17 protein-coding genes are annotated in these 14,929 nt (G+C 59.6%); 3 read left to right on the forward strand and 14 right to left on the reverse strand.

Annotation, left to right across the window (positions count from 1 at the left end; translation table 11 throughout):
- Nucleotides 1-35: 35 nt before the first annotated feature.
- The 6 genes from ACI77D_RS03240 to minC all read right to left on the reverse strand — a co-directional run bounded on the left by ACI77D_RS03240 (nucleotide 36) and on the right by minC (nucleotide 4,573).
- Complete coding sequence (locus tag ACI77D_RS03240) at nucleotides 36-212, reverse strand: hypothetical protein (protein ID WP_167353709.1); 177 nt, start codon at nucleotides 210-212, stop codon at nucleotides 36-38.
- 220 nt (nucleotides 213-432) lie between these two features.
- Entirely contained in the window at nucleotides 433-1,722 is a 1,290-nt protein-coding gene (locus ACI77D_RS03245; protein ID WP_053257251.1) for a M18 family aminopeptidase, read from the reverse strand.
- A gap of 110 nt (nucleotides 1,723-1,832) precedes the next feature.
- The gene (locus ACI77D_RS03250; RefSeq protein ID WP_003192838.1) at nucleotides 1,833-2,468 is read right to left on the reverse strand and encodes an RluA family pseudouridine synthase; all 636 of its coding nucleotides are present in this window, start codon (nucleotides 2,466-2,468) and stop codon (nucleotides 1,833-1,835) included.
- A 96-nt stretch (nucleotides 2,469-2,564) separates the two neighbouring features.
- Nucleotides 2,565-2,819 (reverse strand): cell division topological specificity factor MinE, encoded by a 255-nt coding sequence (minE, locus tag ACI77D_RS03255; RefSeq protein WP_003175252.1) that lies wholly within the window; start codon nucleotides 2,817-2,819, stop codon nucleotides 2,565-2,567.
- Between the two features lie 3 nt (nucleotides 2,820-2,822).
- On the reverse strand, nucleotides 2,823-3,635 hold the full coding sequence (gene minD / locus ACI77D_RS03260) for a septum site-determining protein MinD (protein ID WP_057011745.1): 813 nt from the start codon (nucleotides 3,633-3,635) through the stop codon (nucleotides 2,823-2,825).
- Between the two features lie 200 nt (nucleotides 3,636-3,835).
- The gene (minC, locus tag ACI77D_RS03265; RefSeq protein ID WP_053257249.1) at nucleotides 3,836-4,573 is read right to left on the reverse strand and encodes a septum site-determining protein MinC; all 738 of its coding nucleotides are present in this window, start codon (nucleotides 4,571-4,573) and stop codon (nucleotides 3,836-3,838) included.
- Nucleotides 4,574-4,692: 119 nt separating this feature from the next.
- Here minC and ACI77D_RS03270 point away from each other — a divergent pair, with 119 nt between their 5' ends.
- Nucleotides 4,693-5,628, forward strand: coding sequence for a lipid A biosynthesis lauroyl acyltransferase (locus ACI77D_RS03270; protein ID WP_064453404.1), 936 nt, complete (start codon nucleotides 4,693-4,695; stop codon nucleotides 5,626-5,628).
- Nucleotides 5,629-5,657: 29 nt separating this feature from the next.
- Nucleotides 5,658-6,788, forward strand: coding sequence for a patatin-like phospholipase family protein (locus ACI77D_RS03275; RefSeq protein ID WP_407016040.1), 1,131 nt, complete (start codon nucleotides 5,658-5,660; stop codon nucleotides 6,786-6,788).
- 108 nt (nucleotides 6,789-6,896) lie between these two features.
- Here ACI77D_RS03275 and ACI77D_RS03280 read toward each other — a convergent pair whose 3' ends face one another.
- From ACI77D_RS03280 to puuE, 8 genes are all read right to left on the reverse strand, one after another.
- A complete protein-coding gene (locus ACI77D_RS03280; RefSeq protein ID WP_064453402.1) occupies nucleotides 6,897-7,682 on the reverse strand; it encodes an outer membrane protein OmpK in 786 nt (261 codons plus the stop codon).
- A gap of 15 nt (nucleotides 7,683-7,697) precedes the next feature.
- A complete protein-coding gene (locus ACI77D_RS03285) occupies nucleotides 7,698-8,075 on the reverse strand; it encodes a hypothetical protein (RefSeq protein ID WP_262665730.1) in 378 nt (125 codons plus the stop codon).
- A 56-nt stretch (nucleotides 8,076-8,131) separates the two neighbouring features.
- Entirely contained in the window at nucleotides 8,132-9,475 is a 1,344-nt protein-coding gene (locus tag ACI77D_RS03290) for a nucleobase:cation symporter-2 family protein (RefSeq protein ID WP_407016041.1), read from the reverse strand.
- A gap of 192 nt (nucleotides 9,476-9,667) precedes the next feature.
- Nucleotides 9,668-10,969, reverse strand: coding sequence for a urate hydroxylase PuuD (locus ACI77D_RS03295; protein WP_259763573.1), 1,302 nt, complete (start codon nucleotides 10,967-10,969; stop codon nucleotides 9,668-9,670).
- A 50-nt stretch (nucleotides 10,970-11,019) separates the two neighbouring features.
- Nucleotides 11,020-11,523 carry an ureidoglycolate lyase gene (locus ACI77D_RS03300; protein WP_003209110.1) on the reverse strand — a complete coding sequence of 168 codons (504 nt, stop codon included), beginning with the start codon at nucleotides 11,521-11,523 and terminating at the stop codon, nucleotides 11,020-11,022.
- A 120-nt stretch (nucleotides 11,524-11,643) separates the two neighbouring features.
- On the reverse strand, nucleotides 11,644-12,639 hold the full coding sequence (gene alc / locus ACI77D_RS03305) for an allantoicase (protein WP_064453399.1): 996 nt from the start codon (nucleotides 12,637-12,639) through the stop codon (nucleotides 11,644-11,646).
- A 78-nt stretch (nucleotides 12,640-12,717) separates the two neighbouring features.
- Nucleotides 12,718-13,233: a 2-oxo-4-hydroxy-4-carboxy-5-ureidoimidazoline decarboxylase gene (gene uraD / locus ACI77D_RS03310; RefSeq protein WP_064453398.1), complete on the reverse strand. Its 516-nt coding sequence runs from the start codon at nucleotides 13,231-13,233 to the stop codon at nucleotides 12,718-12,720.
- Nucleotides 13,230-14,156 (reverse strand): allantoinase PuuE, encoded by a 927-nt coding sequence (gene puuE, locus ACI77D_RS03315; RefSeq protein WP_407016042.1) that lies wholly within the window; start codon nucleotides 14,154-14,156, stop codon nucleotides 13,230-13,232. Before puuE ends, uraD begins: the two co-directional genes overlap by 4 nt.
- A 389-nt stretch (nucleotides 14,157-14,545) precedes the next feature.
- Here puuE and uraH point away from each other — a divergent pair, with 389 nt between their 5' ends.
- Nucleotides 14,546-14,899 carry a hydroxyisourate hydrolase gene (gene uraH, locus ACI77D_RS03320; RefSeq protein ID WP_064453396.1) on the forward strand — a complete coding sequence of 118 codons (354 nt, stop codon included), beginning with the start codon at nucleotides 14,546-14,548 and terminating at the stop codon, nucleotides 14,897-14,899.
- Nucleotides 14,900-14,929 lie beyond the last annotated feature (30 nt).

Here is a 14,929-nt window from a genome sequence, read left to right on the forward strand (position 1 = left end):
GTACGAGGCCGTTATGCCCAATGCGAGTGCATTTGTCATTCCGCCAGTTTGGCGAGTATTTTGTAAACCACGGTTCCCAGGATCAGCAGCATACCGACCCACATGCCAAACACGCCGACGGGCTTGTCGCGAAAGTTGAAGCCGGTCGCGAGCAGGATCATGCCGATCAGGATGGGGATAAGCATGGCGTGGAAAGAGGACATGGAGATCATGGGGCGACGGCCTTGTCAGAGTGGGAATACTGACAAGTCTAGGTCGGATTATCAGAAGTGCAGATGATGCAGGTCAGTTTGCAGGCCAGGTGTACACAAAACCCAATGTGGGAGGGGGCTTGCTCCCGACGACAGTCTATCAGTCACTAAAATGTTGACTGACCCACTGCTATCGGGGGCAAGCCCCCTCCCACATTTTTGACCGAGTTGCCCTGCAAATTCAGGGCAGGTCGCGGCTCGCGTAGAACGCACCCAGTACCTTCACCAAATGCGCCAGGTCATGGCTGCCGCACAGTTCACGGATGGAGTGCATGGCAAACGTCGGCAGGCCGATGTCCACGGTGCGTACGCCCAAATGGCTGGCGGTGATCGGGCCGATGGTCGAGCCGCAGCCCATGTCGCTGCGTACCACAAAACTCTGCACCGGGACTTCCTGGGCCATGCACAGGTGGCGGAAGAAGCCGGCGGTTTCGCTGTTGGTGGCGTAGCGCTGGTTGCTGTTGACCTTTATCACCGGGCCCGCATTGAGTTTCGGGCCATGGTTGGCGTCGTGTTTCTCGGCGTAGTTTGGATGGACACCGTGGGCATTGTCCGCCGACACCAACAGTGATTTCTGAATGGTGCGTACGAATTCATCACCTTCCGGCAACAGGCGGCGCAGGGTCTGTTCCAGCATCGGACCATCGGCACCGCAGGCCGAGCAGGAGCCGACTTCTTCGTGGTCGTTGCACACCAGCACACAGGTTTCATCGGTTTCGCTGGTGAGCAAGGCTTGCAGGCCGGCGTAGCACGACAACAGGTTGTCGAGGCGGGCGCCGGCGATGAAGTCGCCATTGAGGCCAATCACTGCAGCACTTTGGGTGTCGTAGAAGCTCAACTCGTAGTCGAGTACCACGTCGGCGTTCAGGCCGTGTTCGCGCGCCAGTTGCTCGGTGAGCACAGCGCGGAAGTCCACGCGTTCGTCACCGGCGAATTGCGCCAGGATCGGCGGCAGCTCGGTCTGTGCGTTGATCGCCCAACCCTGGTTGGCTTCACGGTTCAGGTGAATGGCCAGGTTGGGGATGATGGCGATGGGCAGCTTGAAGTCGATCAACTGGCTCTCGACCTTGCCGTCGCGGCGGAAGGTCACGCGGCCAGCCAGCGACAGGTCGCGGTCGAACCATGGGGCCAGCAGCGCACCGCCGTAGACTTCCACACCCAACTGCCAGAAACCCTGGCGCTGCAGCTCCGGCTGGGGCTTGACCCGCAGGCACGGGCTGTCGGTGTGGGCGCCGACCAGGCGAATCCCGCCCTGCAGCGGCGAGTGGCGGCCGAGCTTGAACGCGATGATCGAGGAATCGTTACGGGTCACGTAATAGCGACCGTTGGCCTCGGTGGCCCAAGTTTCGCGCTCGTCGAGACGCTGGTAACCGGCGGCTTCCAGGCGCTGGGCGAGGGCGGCAGTGGCATGAAAAGGAGTAGGGGAGGCCTTGAGGAAGTCGATCAGGCCTTGATTCAACGCTTCGCGCATAAATAGCTCCAGACAGCAATGCGCGGAGTTTACCGTTCGATGGCCAGAAGTGCACATTACAAATGTGGGAGGGGGCAAGCCCCCTCCCACATTTTTAATGCATTGCCAACTTAGAAAGGGGCAGGGCACTCAAAGCGCAGCCGCTCACCGCTTTGCGGGTGAGTAAAGCTCAACATGCTCGCATGCAGGCACAGGCGCGGCCAGGCGGCCAGGGCTTGTTCGTGGGCGTACAAGCCATCACCCAACAGCGGGTGGCCGATCGACAGCATATGCACACGCAACTGGTGCGAACGCCCGGTAATCGGCGTCAGCTCGACGCGGCACCAGTCACCGCAACGTTCCAGCACTTTCCAGAAGGTCAGCGCATGCTTGCCGAACTCATGGTCGACCACATGGCGTGGCTTGGTCGGCGGGTCGTAGCGCAGGGGCAGGTCGATGCTGCCGCTGTCCAGTGCCGGCTGGCCCCAGGCCAAGGCGGTGTAGGCCTTTTCGGTTTCGCGATCGTGAAACTGACGGGACAGTTCGCGGTGGGTGTCGGCGTCCCGCGCGAGCAGGATGATCCCTGAGGTTTCCCAGTCCAGGCGATGGACAATGCGGGCCTCGGGGTAGCCGTTTTCCTGCAGGCGGGTGATCAGGCAGTCCTTGTTGTCATCGGCGCGGCCGGGCACCGAGAGCAGCAAGGTCGGCTTGTTCACCACCAGGACAGCATCGTCCTGATGCAGGATATGAATATTGGACAGCGGCATTAAACAGCCTCGTAACAAACGCCAACGGCGGCTCGCTCACCCGGTTCCCGCAAAGGGATCAAGGTGACCGAGCCGCCGTGGCAGCCGCCTTTTCGATTAACGATCAGGCAGGGTGATATTGAGTTCCAGAATCGAGCAGCTGCCGTCGTTTTCCAGGGCGACGTGCACGTCATCGTTGCCGATATTGACGTACTTGCGAATCACCTCGACCAGTTCCTTTTGCAAGGCTGGCAGGTAGTCCGGTGTGCTGCGTTGGCCGCGTTCGTGCGCCACGATGATCTGTAGACGCTCTTTCGCTACCGACGCGGTACTTGGCTTTTTGTTGGCGCGAAAGAAGTCGAGAAATTTCATTGTTTAGTTGCCTCCAAAGATACGCTCGAAGAATCCCTTCTTCTTTACATCGAGGAAGCGATGTTCCACGGTCTTGCCCAGCAAGCGATCTACGGCATCGCTGTACGCCTGGCCGGCGTCGCTCTGGTCGTCAAGAATCACCGGCACGCCCTGGTTGGAAGCTTTCAGCACGGCTTGGGATTCCGGGATCACGCCCAGCAGGGTCACGGCGAGGATTTCCTTCACGTCTTCAACGCCGAGCATTTCGCCGTTGCTGACGCGCTCCGGGTTGTAACGGGTGAGGAGCAGGTGTTCCTTGATCGGGTCCTGGCCATCTTCGGCGCGCTTGGATTTGCTGGCCAACAGGCCGAGCATGCGGTCCGAGTCACGTACCGAGGACACTTCCGGGTTGGTCACCACGATGGCTTCATCGGCGAAGTACATCGCCAGGTGAGCACCGGTTTCGATACCGGCCGGGGAGTCGCACACCACGTATTCGAAAGTTTCTTTCAGTTCGGCGAGAACTTTGCCTACGCCTTCTTTGGTCAGCGCGTCTTTGTCACGGGTCTGGCTGGCGGCCAGCACGTACAGGTTCTCAAGGCGCTTGTCCTTGATCAGGGCCTGTTGCAGGTTGGCTTCGCCGTTCACTACGTTGACGAAGTCGTACACCACGCGGCGTTCGCAGCCCATGATCAGGTCGAGGTTACGCAAACCGACGTCGAAGTCGACGATGACTGTCTTGTGGCCGCGCAGAGCGAGGCCGGTACCGATAGCGGCGCTGGTGGTGGTCTTACCCACACCACCCTTGCCGGATGTAACCACGAGAATCTTGGCCAAGGTGTTTCACCCCTAAGGAAAAAGGACTTTTCGGTCCCTGAAAAACATCTCTTGGAACTCGCTGCAGGCGGACAGCCTTTGTAGGAAAAAGATGTGGTTCCCGAAAAGGAAAGCCAACTTCTAATTATTCCTACGTAAGTCTTGCCGGTTTCGCTGTGCTATCAGAGTCTAGAGATGCTTGGAAAATGCGGCAGTATCCGTTAAAGACGGATGATGTTCAACACATCGCCCGACAGGCTGACTTGTACCCCGGCCCCCCACAGCGGATCACGGCGCAAATCTTCTGAAACCTTGTACTGGCCTGCGATCGACACTAGCTCAGCGGTCAACTGCTGGCAAAAAATACGCGCCTTGGTATCGCCCTTGATGCCGGCGAGGGCACGTCCGCGCATCGGGCCGTATACATGGATGTTGCCATCGGCCAGAAGTTCCGCACCCGGGCTGACCGGAGCGATCACCACGAGGTCGCCGCCCTGGGCGTAAATTTGCTGCCCGCCGCGTACGGGGGAGGTGATGATCTTTGTAGGCTTGACCGTGGGTTCCGGCGGTTTTTCCGGTTTTTTCTTCACTTCACCTTCCGTCGGGTCGAGCGGGCGCTCGCGGGCACCGGACGGTGGCAGTACTGGCAGTTCAATGGCGATGGCCGCGGCAATGTCTTCGATACGGCTGGCGCGAATTGCCAGGGTACGCAAGCCATGGGAGCGGCACACGCGCATCAGGCCGGGCAAATCAATCGCGCCTTGGCCGGCCGGGAGTTTGTCCAGGGCCAGCACCAGTGGGGCATTGTTGAAAAAATTCGGCGCCAGTGCGACCTTGGCGGCCAGTTGGCGGTCCAGGGCGTCGAGGTCATTGCGGGCCAGCTCCAGCACGGTGATGGCGAGCATGCTGCCTTTCAGCTGGAACACGGGATCTTGGTCTAGCGGTTCGGTTTGGCTCATGGTCGGCAAAAGCGGCTTGTCACGAAAAGTGTCGAGACTTATAACGAGAACATCCACGGGCCGCAAGCCGAGTCGAACCGTTGTAGAATGCGCGGCCCTTGTCTTTACCGGAATCTGTAATGGATCGCCCGCGTTTTCGAGCTGTATTTCTTCACCCGCGTTTTTGGCTGCTATGGCTGGGGCTCGGCTTGCTGTGGCTGATCACTCAGTTGCCCTACCGGGCGCTGTTGACCATTGGTCGATTGCTTGGCGCGGGCATGTACCGCGTGGCCGGTGATCGCCGCCGCATCGCCGCGCGCAACCTCGAGCTGTGCTTCCCGGAAAAGTCCGCCCAAGAGCGCAAGCAGTTGCTCAAGGCAAACTTCGCGTCCACCGGCATCGCCTTTTTTGAGATGGCCATGAGCTGGTGGTGGCCTACGTCGCGTCTGGCGCGCCTGGCCCATGTCGAAGGGCTTGAACATTTGAAGCAGGCGCATCTGGACGGCAAGGGCGTGATCCTGATGGCCTTGCACTTCACGACCCTGGAAATCGGCGCGGCCCTGCTCGGGCAGAAGCACACCATTGATGGCATGTACCGCGAGCATGGCAACCCGCTGTTCGACTTTATACAGCGCCGTGGCCGTGAGCGGCATAACCTCGATTCCCTGGCGGTGGAACGCGACGACGTGCGCGGTATGCTCAAATTGCTGCGCTCGGGCCGAGCCATCTGGTACGCGCCGGACCAGGACTACGGCGCCAAGCAAAGTATCTTCGTGCCGTTGTTCGGCATTCAGGCGGCTACCGTGACCGCCACCAGCAAGTTTGCGCGCCTGGGCAGGGCACTGGTGATGCCGTTTACCCAGGAGCGCCTGGCCGATGGCAGTGGTTATCGCCTGGTGATCCACCCGCCGTTGACCGACTTCCCTGGCGAAACCGATGAGATCGACTGCCTGCGTATCAACCAGTGGGTCGAAGCCTCGGTACGCGAATGCCCCGAGCAATACCTGTGGACCCACCGGCGCTTCAAGAGCCGGCCACCGGGTGAGGCTAAGCTGTACGAAAAGCGCCGTCGGTAACACTACCTTTCCCCCCATGGAGTGACGCTATGCGCCCAGCCGAACCGGTCACAGGTTTGATTCTTTCCGGCGGTGGGGCGCGAGCGGCGTATCAAGTAGGGGTACTGGCGGCTATTGCCGAACTGCTGCCACCGGGGGCGCCGAATCCTTTTCCGGTGATTGTCGGCACCTCGGCCGGCGCGATCAATGCGGTGAGCCTGGCCAGCGGTGCCATGGACTTCACCGCCGCCATCCAGCGCCTCACCGCCTTCTGGCAGGGCTTTCGCAGCCATTTGGTATTGCGCAGCGACTGGCCCGGTGTCATCCACCAAGCCAGTCGTTTCCTTATCCACAGTCTGCTGGGCCTGGGCGCCCAAGTGCCGGTCGCATTGCTCAACAGTGCGCCGTTGCGGGATTTGCTCAACGACAGGTTGAACCTGCAGGGTATCGATGAAGCCATCCGCAAAAAACACCTGCATGCGGTGGCGGTCACGGCGTTCGGTTACGAATCCGGGCAAGCGGTGACCTTTTACCAAGGTGGCGGCACCATCAATGCCTGGCTGCGTCATCGGCGTATCGGCTTGCCAACCCAACTGACGGTCGAGCACTTGCTGGCCAGCTCCGCGATTCCCTTGCTGTTCGCGCCGGTCAAACTCGGCCAGGAGTTTTTTGGCGATGGGGCCGTGCGGCAGTCGGCGCCCATCAGCCCAGCGTTGCATTTGGGCGCAAACCGGGTGCTGGTGGTGGGGGTGAGTGGCAACCCACGGGGTAATGAACCGTCGACCCAACGCACTTACACCGGCCAGCAACCCACCCTGGCGCAGATCGGTGGGCACATGCTCAACAGCACGTTCATTGACAGCCTGGAAGGTGATATCGAACTGCTTGAGCGCCTGAACCCGTTCAGCCATTACGCGCCCGGGTTGGCGGCGGTGGACGTGCTGGTAATTGCGCCCAGCCAGCCGATCGATGAAATCGCGGCGCGGCATCGGCAAGAGCTGCCGGCGGCGTTGCGCCTGTTCTTGCGCGGGCCGGGGGCGACCAAGACCAGTGGGGCAGGGGTGTTGAGTTACTTGCTGTTCGAGGCAGGGTATTGCAGCGAGTTGATTGAGTTGGGGCGCAAAGATGCGTTGGCCAAGCGTGAGGAGCTGTCACGATTCCTGGGCCTGGCACCGAGCTGAATGTGGGAGCTGGCTTGCCTGCGATAGCGGTGTGTCAGTCAATGCATTCGGCACAGACGTATCGCTATCGCAGGCAAGCCAGCTCCCACAGGGAGTGGCGGTCAACTTTTAGAAGTGGTACTTGACCAAAAAGCTCGCGGTGTCCTGGTTGGTCCTGAACGCGCCGCTGTCTTCAACCCCGTACTTGTTCTTCCAGTAGTCGTATTCGAAACCGACGTACAACTGCTTCGCGCCCCAATGCAGCGCCTTGCCCAGGTCATATTTAACCTGTGGGTTGAAGTGCAGGTTGGCGTGGTAGGTGCCGCGTGGGTTCTTGTCGTTGTCGACGACCCAATCCATGTAACCGTCGATCAGCACATCGGAGCTGCCCACGGGAATGGTGTACGCCCATACCGGGGTGATCTGCCAGATGTTGTTGCCAGGGCGATCGCCTGCCGGGTGGCGCTGGTAAAAGTTCAACTGGAAGAAGTCGAAGCCGGGCACATTCAGGTCAAAGCCTGGGCCGATCAGGTAGGAATTGTTATTGCCCTCACCAAACTCGTAAGTCATTGCCAGCAAGACGTCTTTGATCGGGCCGAACGACATGTCTTTGTCGAAAATCTTGCCGAACGACAAGCGCGGCGTGAACTCACCGTAATACGTATTCGGGCCGAAGTTGCCATCTTCCTTGCCGTTGTAAAAGATGCGGTCGACAAACAGGAAGTTGTCGCCGTACTTCCATGAGTCGGCATGTTCGAACGTGAGGGTTTGCTGGATCGACGGGTTGATGGTGAAGCTCTTGCCATATAGATACGTCAGGCTGTTGTTCTGCCACTGCAACAAATCACCGGCCACTGCCTGGCTACCGGCCAGCAGGGATCCCGCCAGCATCAGGCCTTTGAACATAGGTTTCATTCGGTTGCTCCCGAGTTAAAGTTTTATGGTTTTTTCTTCTACGCAGACGCTCTGGTGTGGCGCCTTTTGGTTCGCTGCAAAAATCGTCTGTTCGGTCAGCTTTAATGCTTTTAGCAAGAGCTGCGCCAAGGTGTTTAAAAAGCCAAAAAATCCCCGTCGGCTGCATCGGATGCAGTCGAATTCAGAGGGTTTTTGCGCACGTTGGCAGCTGCTGCGGGGCCGGGATAAGTTGGCCTTGCAGTCAGCTTTTACATTGGCTGTTTTTTTTTGAGTCGATTCGAGCGGGCGCGGAGAATACTGGCTCACAAGCCTTGGCTCAAGTGCGCTGTAAAAGAGCGCGTGGGGCAAGAATGGGGCGCGGCGTGTGGCCGGCCCCAGGTGAAGGGTGTGCATGCGGGTGTTCCCTGTTCGTTATTGTTTTTGTTGTTCTTATCAAGAGCAGGAAGGAATCAATGCGTAGGGGCGGCCACAGGGCGTTCAGAGCCACCGAGGATGTTGAACAGCACATTCAGCGACAACGCGCTGAGGGTGGCCATGGCAATCCCGCTGTGGGTTATCGGGTTCATCCACAGCGGCAGTTGCGCGAAGAAATCCGGGCGCACCACGGGGATCAGGCCCATGCCGATACTGACCGCCACCAGCAATTGGTTGCGGCGGTCGGCGATGTCGGCTTCCTGCAGGATCTTGATGCCGGTCGCCGCGACCATGCCGAACATGGCAATCGCCGCACCGCCTAATACTGCCGGTGGAATCGATGCCACCAGAAACGCGGCTTTGGGCAGCAGGCTGAGCACAATCAGAAAGACCCCGGCCATGATCGTCACCGAGCGGCAGCGCACGCCGGTCATCTGCACCAAACCGATATTCTGGGCGAACGAGGAGTGGGTAAAGGTGTTGAAGAAACCGGCGAAGAACGACGCGCCGGCATCACACAACAAGCCACTGCGGAGCATCTTCGGCGTGACTTCCTGGCCGGTAATCTTGCCCAGGGCGAGGAACATGCCGGTGGACTCGACGAAGATGATCACCACCACCAGGCACATCGACAGGATCGGCGCCAACTCGAATTTAGGCAGGCCGAAATGCAGCGGCGTCACCACTTGTACCCACGGTGCCTGGGCCAGGCCGCTGAGGTCGACCATGCCGATCATGCCGCAAAGGCCGTAGCCGAGTGCCATGCCGATCAGCACCGAAATATTCACCCAGAAGCCGCGCATGAAGCGGTTGATCAGCAGGATGGTCGCCAGTACCAGCGCGGCAATCGCCAGATAAATCGGCGAGCCGTAGGTGGCGGCAGCGCTGCCGCCACCGGCCCAGTTCACGGCCACTGGAAACAGCGACAGCCCGATCGCAGTGATGACGGTGCCGGTTACCAACGGTGGAAAGAAGCGCACAACCTTCGACATGAACGGTGCGATGACGAGGCCGAAGAGCCCGGCGGCGATGGTCGCGCCGAAGATGCCCTGCAAGCCGATCCCTGGCATGCCGGCCATGGCGACCATGCTGCCGACGGCGGCGAAACTGGCGCCCATCATCACCGGCATGCGAATGCCCACAGGGCCGATACCGAACGACTGCACCAGCGTGGCGATACCGGCGACGAGCAGGTCGGCGTTGATCAGAAAGGCGATTTCTTCACGGCTCAAGCCAGCGGCCTGGCCAATGATCAGGGGGACGGCGACGGCACCGCCGTACATCAGCAAGACGTGTTGCAGGCCTACCAGAATCAGTTGCAAGAGGGGCAGCCGCACCATGGCGGGCGCAGCAGGAGTCTGCGTTTCTAACTGGGACATGCAACACCTCGGATCTTTTTATTGTTGTGTTGTTCGGCAGTCAATTGCCGGGTGGAACGCAATCTTCAAAGCACCACAAATCCCCCGTGGGAGGGGGCTTGCTCCCGATAACGGTGTGTCATTCAACATATCGGTGAATGAACCACCGCTATCGGGAGCAAGCTCCTCCCACATCGGAGCTCTGTGAATCAGTTAATTGGTGCGGGCCCCCTGATTGATCCAGGTGCCAATCAAATCCCGTTCCTGCTGGGTCATCTGGGTGATGTTGCCCAGCGGCATGATCTGGCTGGCCACGGCTTGCGCTTGAATGCGCGGCGCCATTTGCTGGATCTGCTGCGGCGTATCGAACATCACGCCAGCCGGTGCCGTGCTGAACAGCGGGCTGGTGGGCTTGGCCGAATGGCACACGGCGCAGCGTTCCTGGATCACCCCATGCACCTTGTCGAAATCAATCGATGCCTGGGCGGGCGCAGGTGCGGCGGCAGGTGTGGCAGGCGCTGCCGGTGCGGCAGGTTTCAAGCCGCCACCCAAGGCGGTTTCGGGCAATGGCTGGTATTCGATCGCGGCAGGCGCCTTGGCGACATCCGGTGCAGTCGCCACGGGTTTCGGGCCGGTCACGTATGCCAGGCAAATCATCGCCAACGCGCCAACCGGCAAGGTCCACGCATATTTCTGGCTGTTGTGACGGGTGTTGAAGTAGTGACGCACCAACACGGCCGCCACGGCGATACCGGCCAGGATCAGCCAGTTGTATTGGCTGCCGTAGGTGCTCGGGAAGTGGTTGCTGATCATGATGAACAGCACTGGCAAGGTGAAGTAGTTGTTGTGACGTGAACGCAACAAACCCTTGGCCGGCAACGCCGGATCGGGTGTGCGGTTCTCCGCGATCGCCGCCACCAGCGCGCGCTGCGCGGGCATGATGATGCGGAACACGTTACCGACCATGATAGTGCCGATCACGGCGCCCACATGCAGGTACGCACCGCGGCCGCTGAACACTTTGCTGAAGCCGTACGCAGCGGCAATCAACAGCACGAACAGGATCAAGCCGAGCAGGGCGGGGCGCTTGCCCAGTGCCGAATCGCAGAGAAAGGAGTAGATGAACCAACCGGCCAACAGCGAGCCGAGGCCCAGCAATACACCTTCCGGACCGCTGAGGCTGCTGCCCGGGGCCAGCAGGTACAAGGTCGGGTTGGCGTAAAACACCACGCACAGCAGCGCGATGCCGGACATCCAGGTGAAATAGGCTTCCCATTTGAACCAGTGCAGGTTGTCCGGCATGGTCGGTGGGGCCAGTTTGTATTTCTCCAGGTGGTAGATACCGCCACCGTGGATCGCCCACAAGTCGCCGGCCAGGCCGTCCTTGGGGTTGACGCGATTGAGGTTGTTTTCCAGCCAGACGAAGTAGAAAGAAGCGCCGATCCACGCGACGCCGGTGATCATGTGAACCCAGCGCACGCTAAGGTTCAGCCATTCCATCAAATGTGCTTCCACAGTCTTTACCTCTCGCCTGTCACTCTGTTGTCGAGTGATCAGACCTTCTCTTATTGGTGGGGGGCGAGGATCAAACGCTCATCCTCTTTGAAAAAATGCTCATCGCAGTTATTGCCTGTGCCACTGCGATCAACCACCAGGAAGTCATCCCGCTTTTCGATCGTCAGCACCGGGTGGTGCCAGACGCCGCGATGGTAATTAATGCCCTGCCTGCCGTTGGTAACGAAGGCGCGGACCAAGCCCGATACAGGTTCATCGCCAAGTGGCGCGACCACGATCAGAAAGGGGTTGCCGAGCAGCGGAATGAAAGCCTGGCTGCCCAGCGGGTGTCTCTCCAGCATACACACGGTCAGCGGCATGTCCTGCGCGTCGGCGCGGAAGATGCTGATGATGGCGTTGTCTTCAGGCGTCGCGGTTTCGACCGTCGCCAGTTTATGAAAGCGCATGGTCGACCCGTTGTTGATCATGAAGTGATCGCTGCCGTCGGTTTCGATAACGTCACCGAAAGGGGCGAAGGCTTCTTTGGTCAGGGGTTCGATCATCAGTGTGCGCATGGCTGTCTTCTTATCCGAATGCTGTGTTGTTTGGTCTATTGCTATCGCGGGCAAGCCCGGCTCCCACATTTGACCGCGTAACCCTGTGGGAGCTGGCTTGCCTGCGATCGGGTTAACCGCTTACTTGGCGACTTTGCCCAGGACTCGCAGGCGACTCACACCACCATCCGGGAACACGTTCAGGCGGATGTGGGTGATTGGGCCCAGTGCCTTGATCTGCTCGGCGAAGGTGTGTTCGGCGTGCATCTCCAGTTTCTGCGCCGGCAGCAGTTCGCGCCAGAACAGCGATTGGGTTTCGATCTGGCTGTCGGTGCCGCCCTTCACGAACGCGCCCTGAATCGAGCAGGTGTCCGGGTAGTTGCCCTTGAAGTGCAGGGTGTCGACCACGATTTTCTCGATCTCACCCGGGTGGCCCAGCGCGACGATCACCCAGTCATTGCCCGGTGTACGACGACGGGCAGTTTCCCAGCCGTCGCCCATGTTGATGCCACGGCCCGGGTTGAGGATGTTGCTCATGCGCCCGAAGTGTTCGTCGGAGCAAGCGAGGGCACGACCGCCGTTCAAGGCTGCAGCCAGGTCGACTTGTTCGTTGTCACCCACCGACGACCAGTCGCGGAACGGCACACCGTACACACGCAGACGGGCCACGCCGCCATCCGGGTAGATGTTGAAGCGCAAGTGGCTGAAGGCTTTGTCGTTGTTGATCTCGTGGTAGTGGTGGCTGTTGCCTTGCAGCTCGACGGCCGAGAGCACTTCCACCCACTGGGTGTTTTCGTCAGGATCGCCCGAGGCCAGGAAGCAGGCTTCCAGGGAGGCCGACGGCGGGAAGTTGCCGGTGAAGAATGAAGTGTCGATGTCCACGCCTTTGATCGAGCCCGGTACGCCCAGGCGGATCACCGCGCTGTCGTAGCCTTCGAAGCGCTTGCGGCGCGACTCCCAGCCGTCCATCCACTTGCCGTTGTCATCGAAAACGCCCTCCTTCCACACGGCCGGAGTCGGCTGGAACAGGCGGTTGGCGTCTGCGAACCAGTCATCGGTCACCGAAAGAATCTTGGTGCCAAGACGGGCGTCGGCCAGGTTGACGAACTTCTCGAAAGGTACGGCGTAAGCTTTCATTCTTCTTGTCTGCCTTGAGTTAAGTGGCTTGGGATGCTCGCCAGGCCCTGGGCGTCATGAGCGCTCGGGCCCGGTCTGCTAAAGGGTCAGTAATCGGAACAACGCGATTTTATTGATCTCGGCCAGCGCGCATTGGAACTCGGCGTCTGCCGGGTTGTGAATGCGCGTTTCGAACGCGGCCAGGATCTGATGCCGGTTGCTGCCTTTTACCGCCATGATGAAGGGAAACTTGAACTTGGCTTTGTAAGCGTCGTTCAGCTCGGTGAAGCGCGAAAACTCGTCGCTCGAGCATTGGTGAATACCGGCGCCAGCTTGTTCATTCGTGCTGGCTTCGGTCAACTCGCCCTGGACGGCGGCTTTGCCGGCCAGGTCCGGGTGAGCGTTGATCAGCGCCAGCTGGCTGGCATGATCGGCACTCAACAGGATGTCGCTCATGCGCTGGTGCAGGGTTTCGATCTCATCGATCGAGGCGTCCTGGCCCAGGTCGAAGGCCTTTTCGGCCACCCATGGCGAATGTTCGTAGATGTCGGCGAAGGCGTTGATGAATTCATCGCGGCTCAGGGTCGACGGTTTCAAGGTTTGGAACGCAGTCATTTCGCCGCTCCCGTGTACGGATGGGTGTCGTGCCAGTGACGGGCAATGTCGACTCGGCGAGTGAACCACACCTGTTCGTGACTTTTGGCGTACTCGATAAAACGCTTCAGGGCGGCCAGGCGGGCAGGGCGGCCGATCAGGCGGCAATGCAGGCCGATGGAAAGCATTTTCGGGGCTTCAGCGCCTTCGGCATAGAGCACGTCGAAGGCGTCTTTGAGGTACTCGAAAAAGTCGTCGCCCTTGTTGAAACCCTGGACTTGGGTGAAGCGCATGTCATTGGTGTCCAGGGTGTAGGGAATCACCAGGTGCGGCTTGCCGGTGGGGTTGTTCGGTTCCCAGTAGGGCAGGTCGTCGTCATAGGTGTCGCAGTCGTAGAGGAAGCCGCCTTCCTCCATCACCAGCCGCCGTGTGTTGGGACCGGTGCGCCCGGTGTACCAGCCCAGTGGGCGCTCGCCGGTCAGTTCGGTGAGGATGCGGATCGCTTCGAGCATGTGCTCGCGTTCCTGGGCCTCGTCCATGTATTGGTAGTCGATCCAGCGATAGCCGTGGCTGCAGATCTCGTGACCGGCGGCGACCATCGAGCGGATCACATCCGGGTGGCGCTGGGCGGCCATGGCCACGGCGAAGATGGTCAGCGGGATATCGAATGCTTTAAACAACTTGAGGATGCGCCACACACCGGCACGGCTGCCGTATTCGTACAGCGACTCCATGCTCATGTTGCGTTCGCCTTGCAGCGGTTGGGCCGAGACCATTTCCGAGAGGAAGGCTTCGGACTCTTTGTCACCGTGCAAAATATTGCGCTCGCCGCCTTCTTCGTAGTTCAGTACGAAAGACAACGCGATGCGCGCCTTGCCCGGCCAGTGTGGGTGAGGAGGGTTACTGCCGTAACCGATCAGGTCGCGTGGGTAGTCAGCGCTCACTGCAGTCTTCCTTCTTGTGCGTGGTAGCGGTGTGTGTGGCGTCCGGGCAGTGAAAAGACTGGGTGGCGTCACAGCGATGAGTGATTGTATACAACTTATCGCTAACTTTGTAAGCCCGCATTTCTGCATTTTTTCTGCAGCGTTCGTTGAATATGGCGTAGCAAGAAACTTGCCTAACTGGTCAGCTAATGGACAAAAGGTCGTTTGAAAGCAAGGATTACCCATCAATTGCCCTACCGATTAACCCCACCGGGAGGATCGCAAGGTTTGTGATTTTTATTGTGTACAATTTTTTTAAAAAGTGTCTTAATCAGCCATCGCCGGCTTTTTCGATGCCCTGAAAAAGTGCAGGTTTCTCTTCTACTGACTTCAGGAGGCGCGTAGACGCCATGGGACGTTTGACCACACATGTTTTGGACGCCGCACACGGCTGCCCCGGCAGTCACATCAAGGTCGAGCTGTACCGCGTCGAAGGCGCGCAGCTGGAGCTGGTTGCCACCGCCACTACCAACAGCGACGGCCGTTGTGATGCGCCACTGCTGCAAGGCGACGATTACGTCAGCGGTGTCTACCAGCTGCAATTCAACGCCGGCGACTACTACCGCGCCCGTGGGGTGCAATTGCCTGCACCTGCGTTCCTCGACGTGGTGGTGCTGCGCTTCGGCATCAGTGCCGAACAGGATCACTACCATGTGCCACTGCTGATTTCGCCTTACAGCTACTCCACCTATCGCGGTAGCTGAGCGTCACCTCGCTTCACACCCCCAAAGCTC

This window comes from Pseudomonas sp. O39, assembly GCF_045447295.1.
Taxonomy (GTDB): Bacteria; Pseudomonadota; Gammaproteobacteria; order Pseudomonadales; family Pseudomonadaceae; genus Aquipseudomonas; species Aquipseudomonas antarctica_A.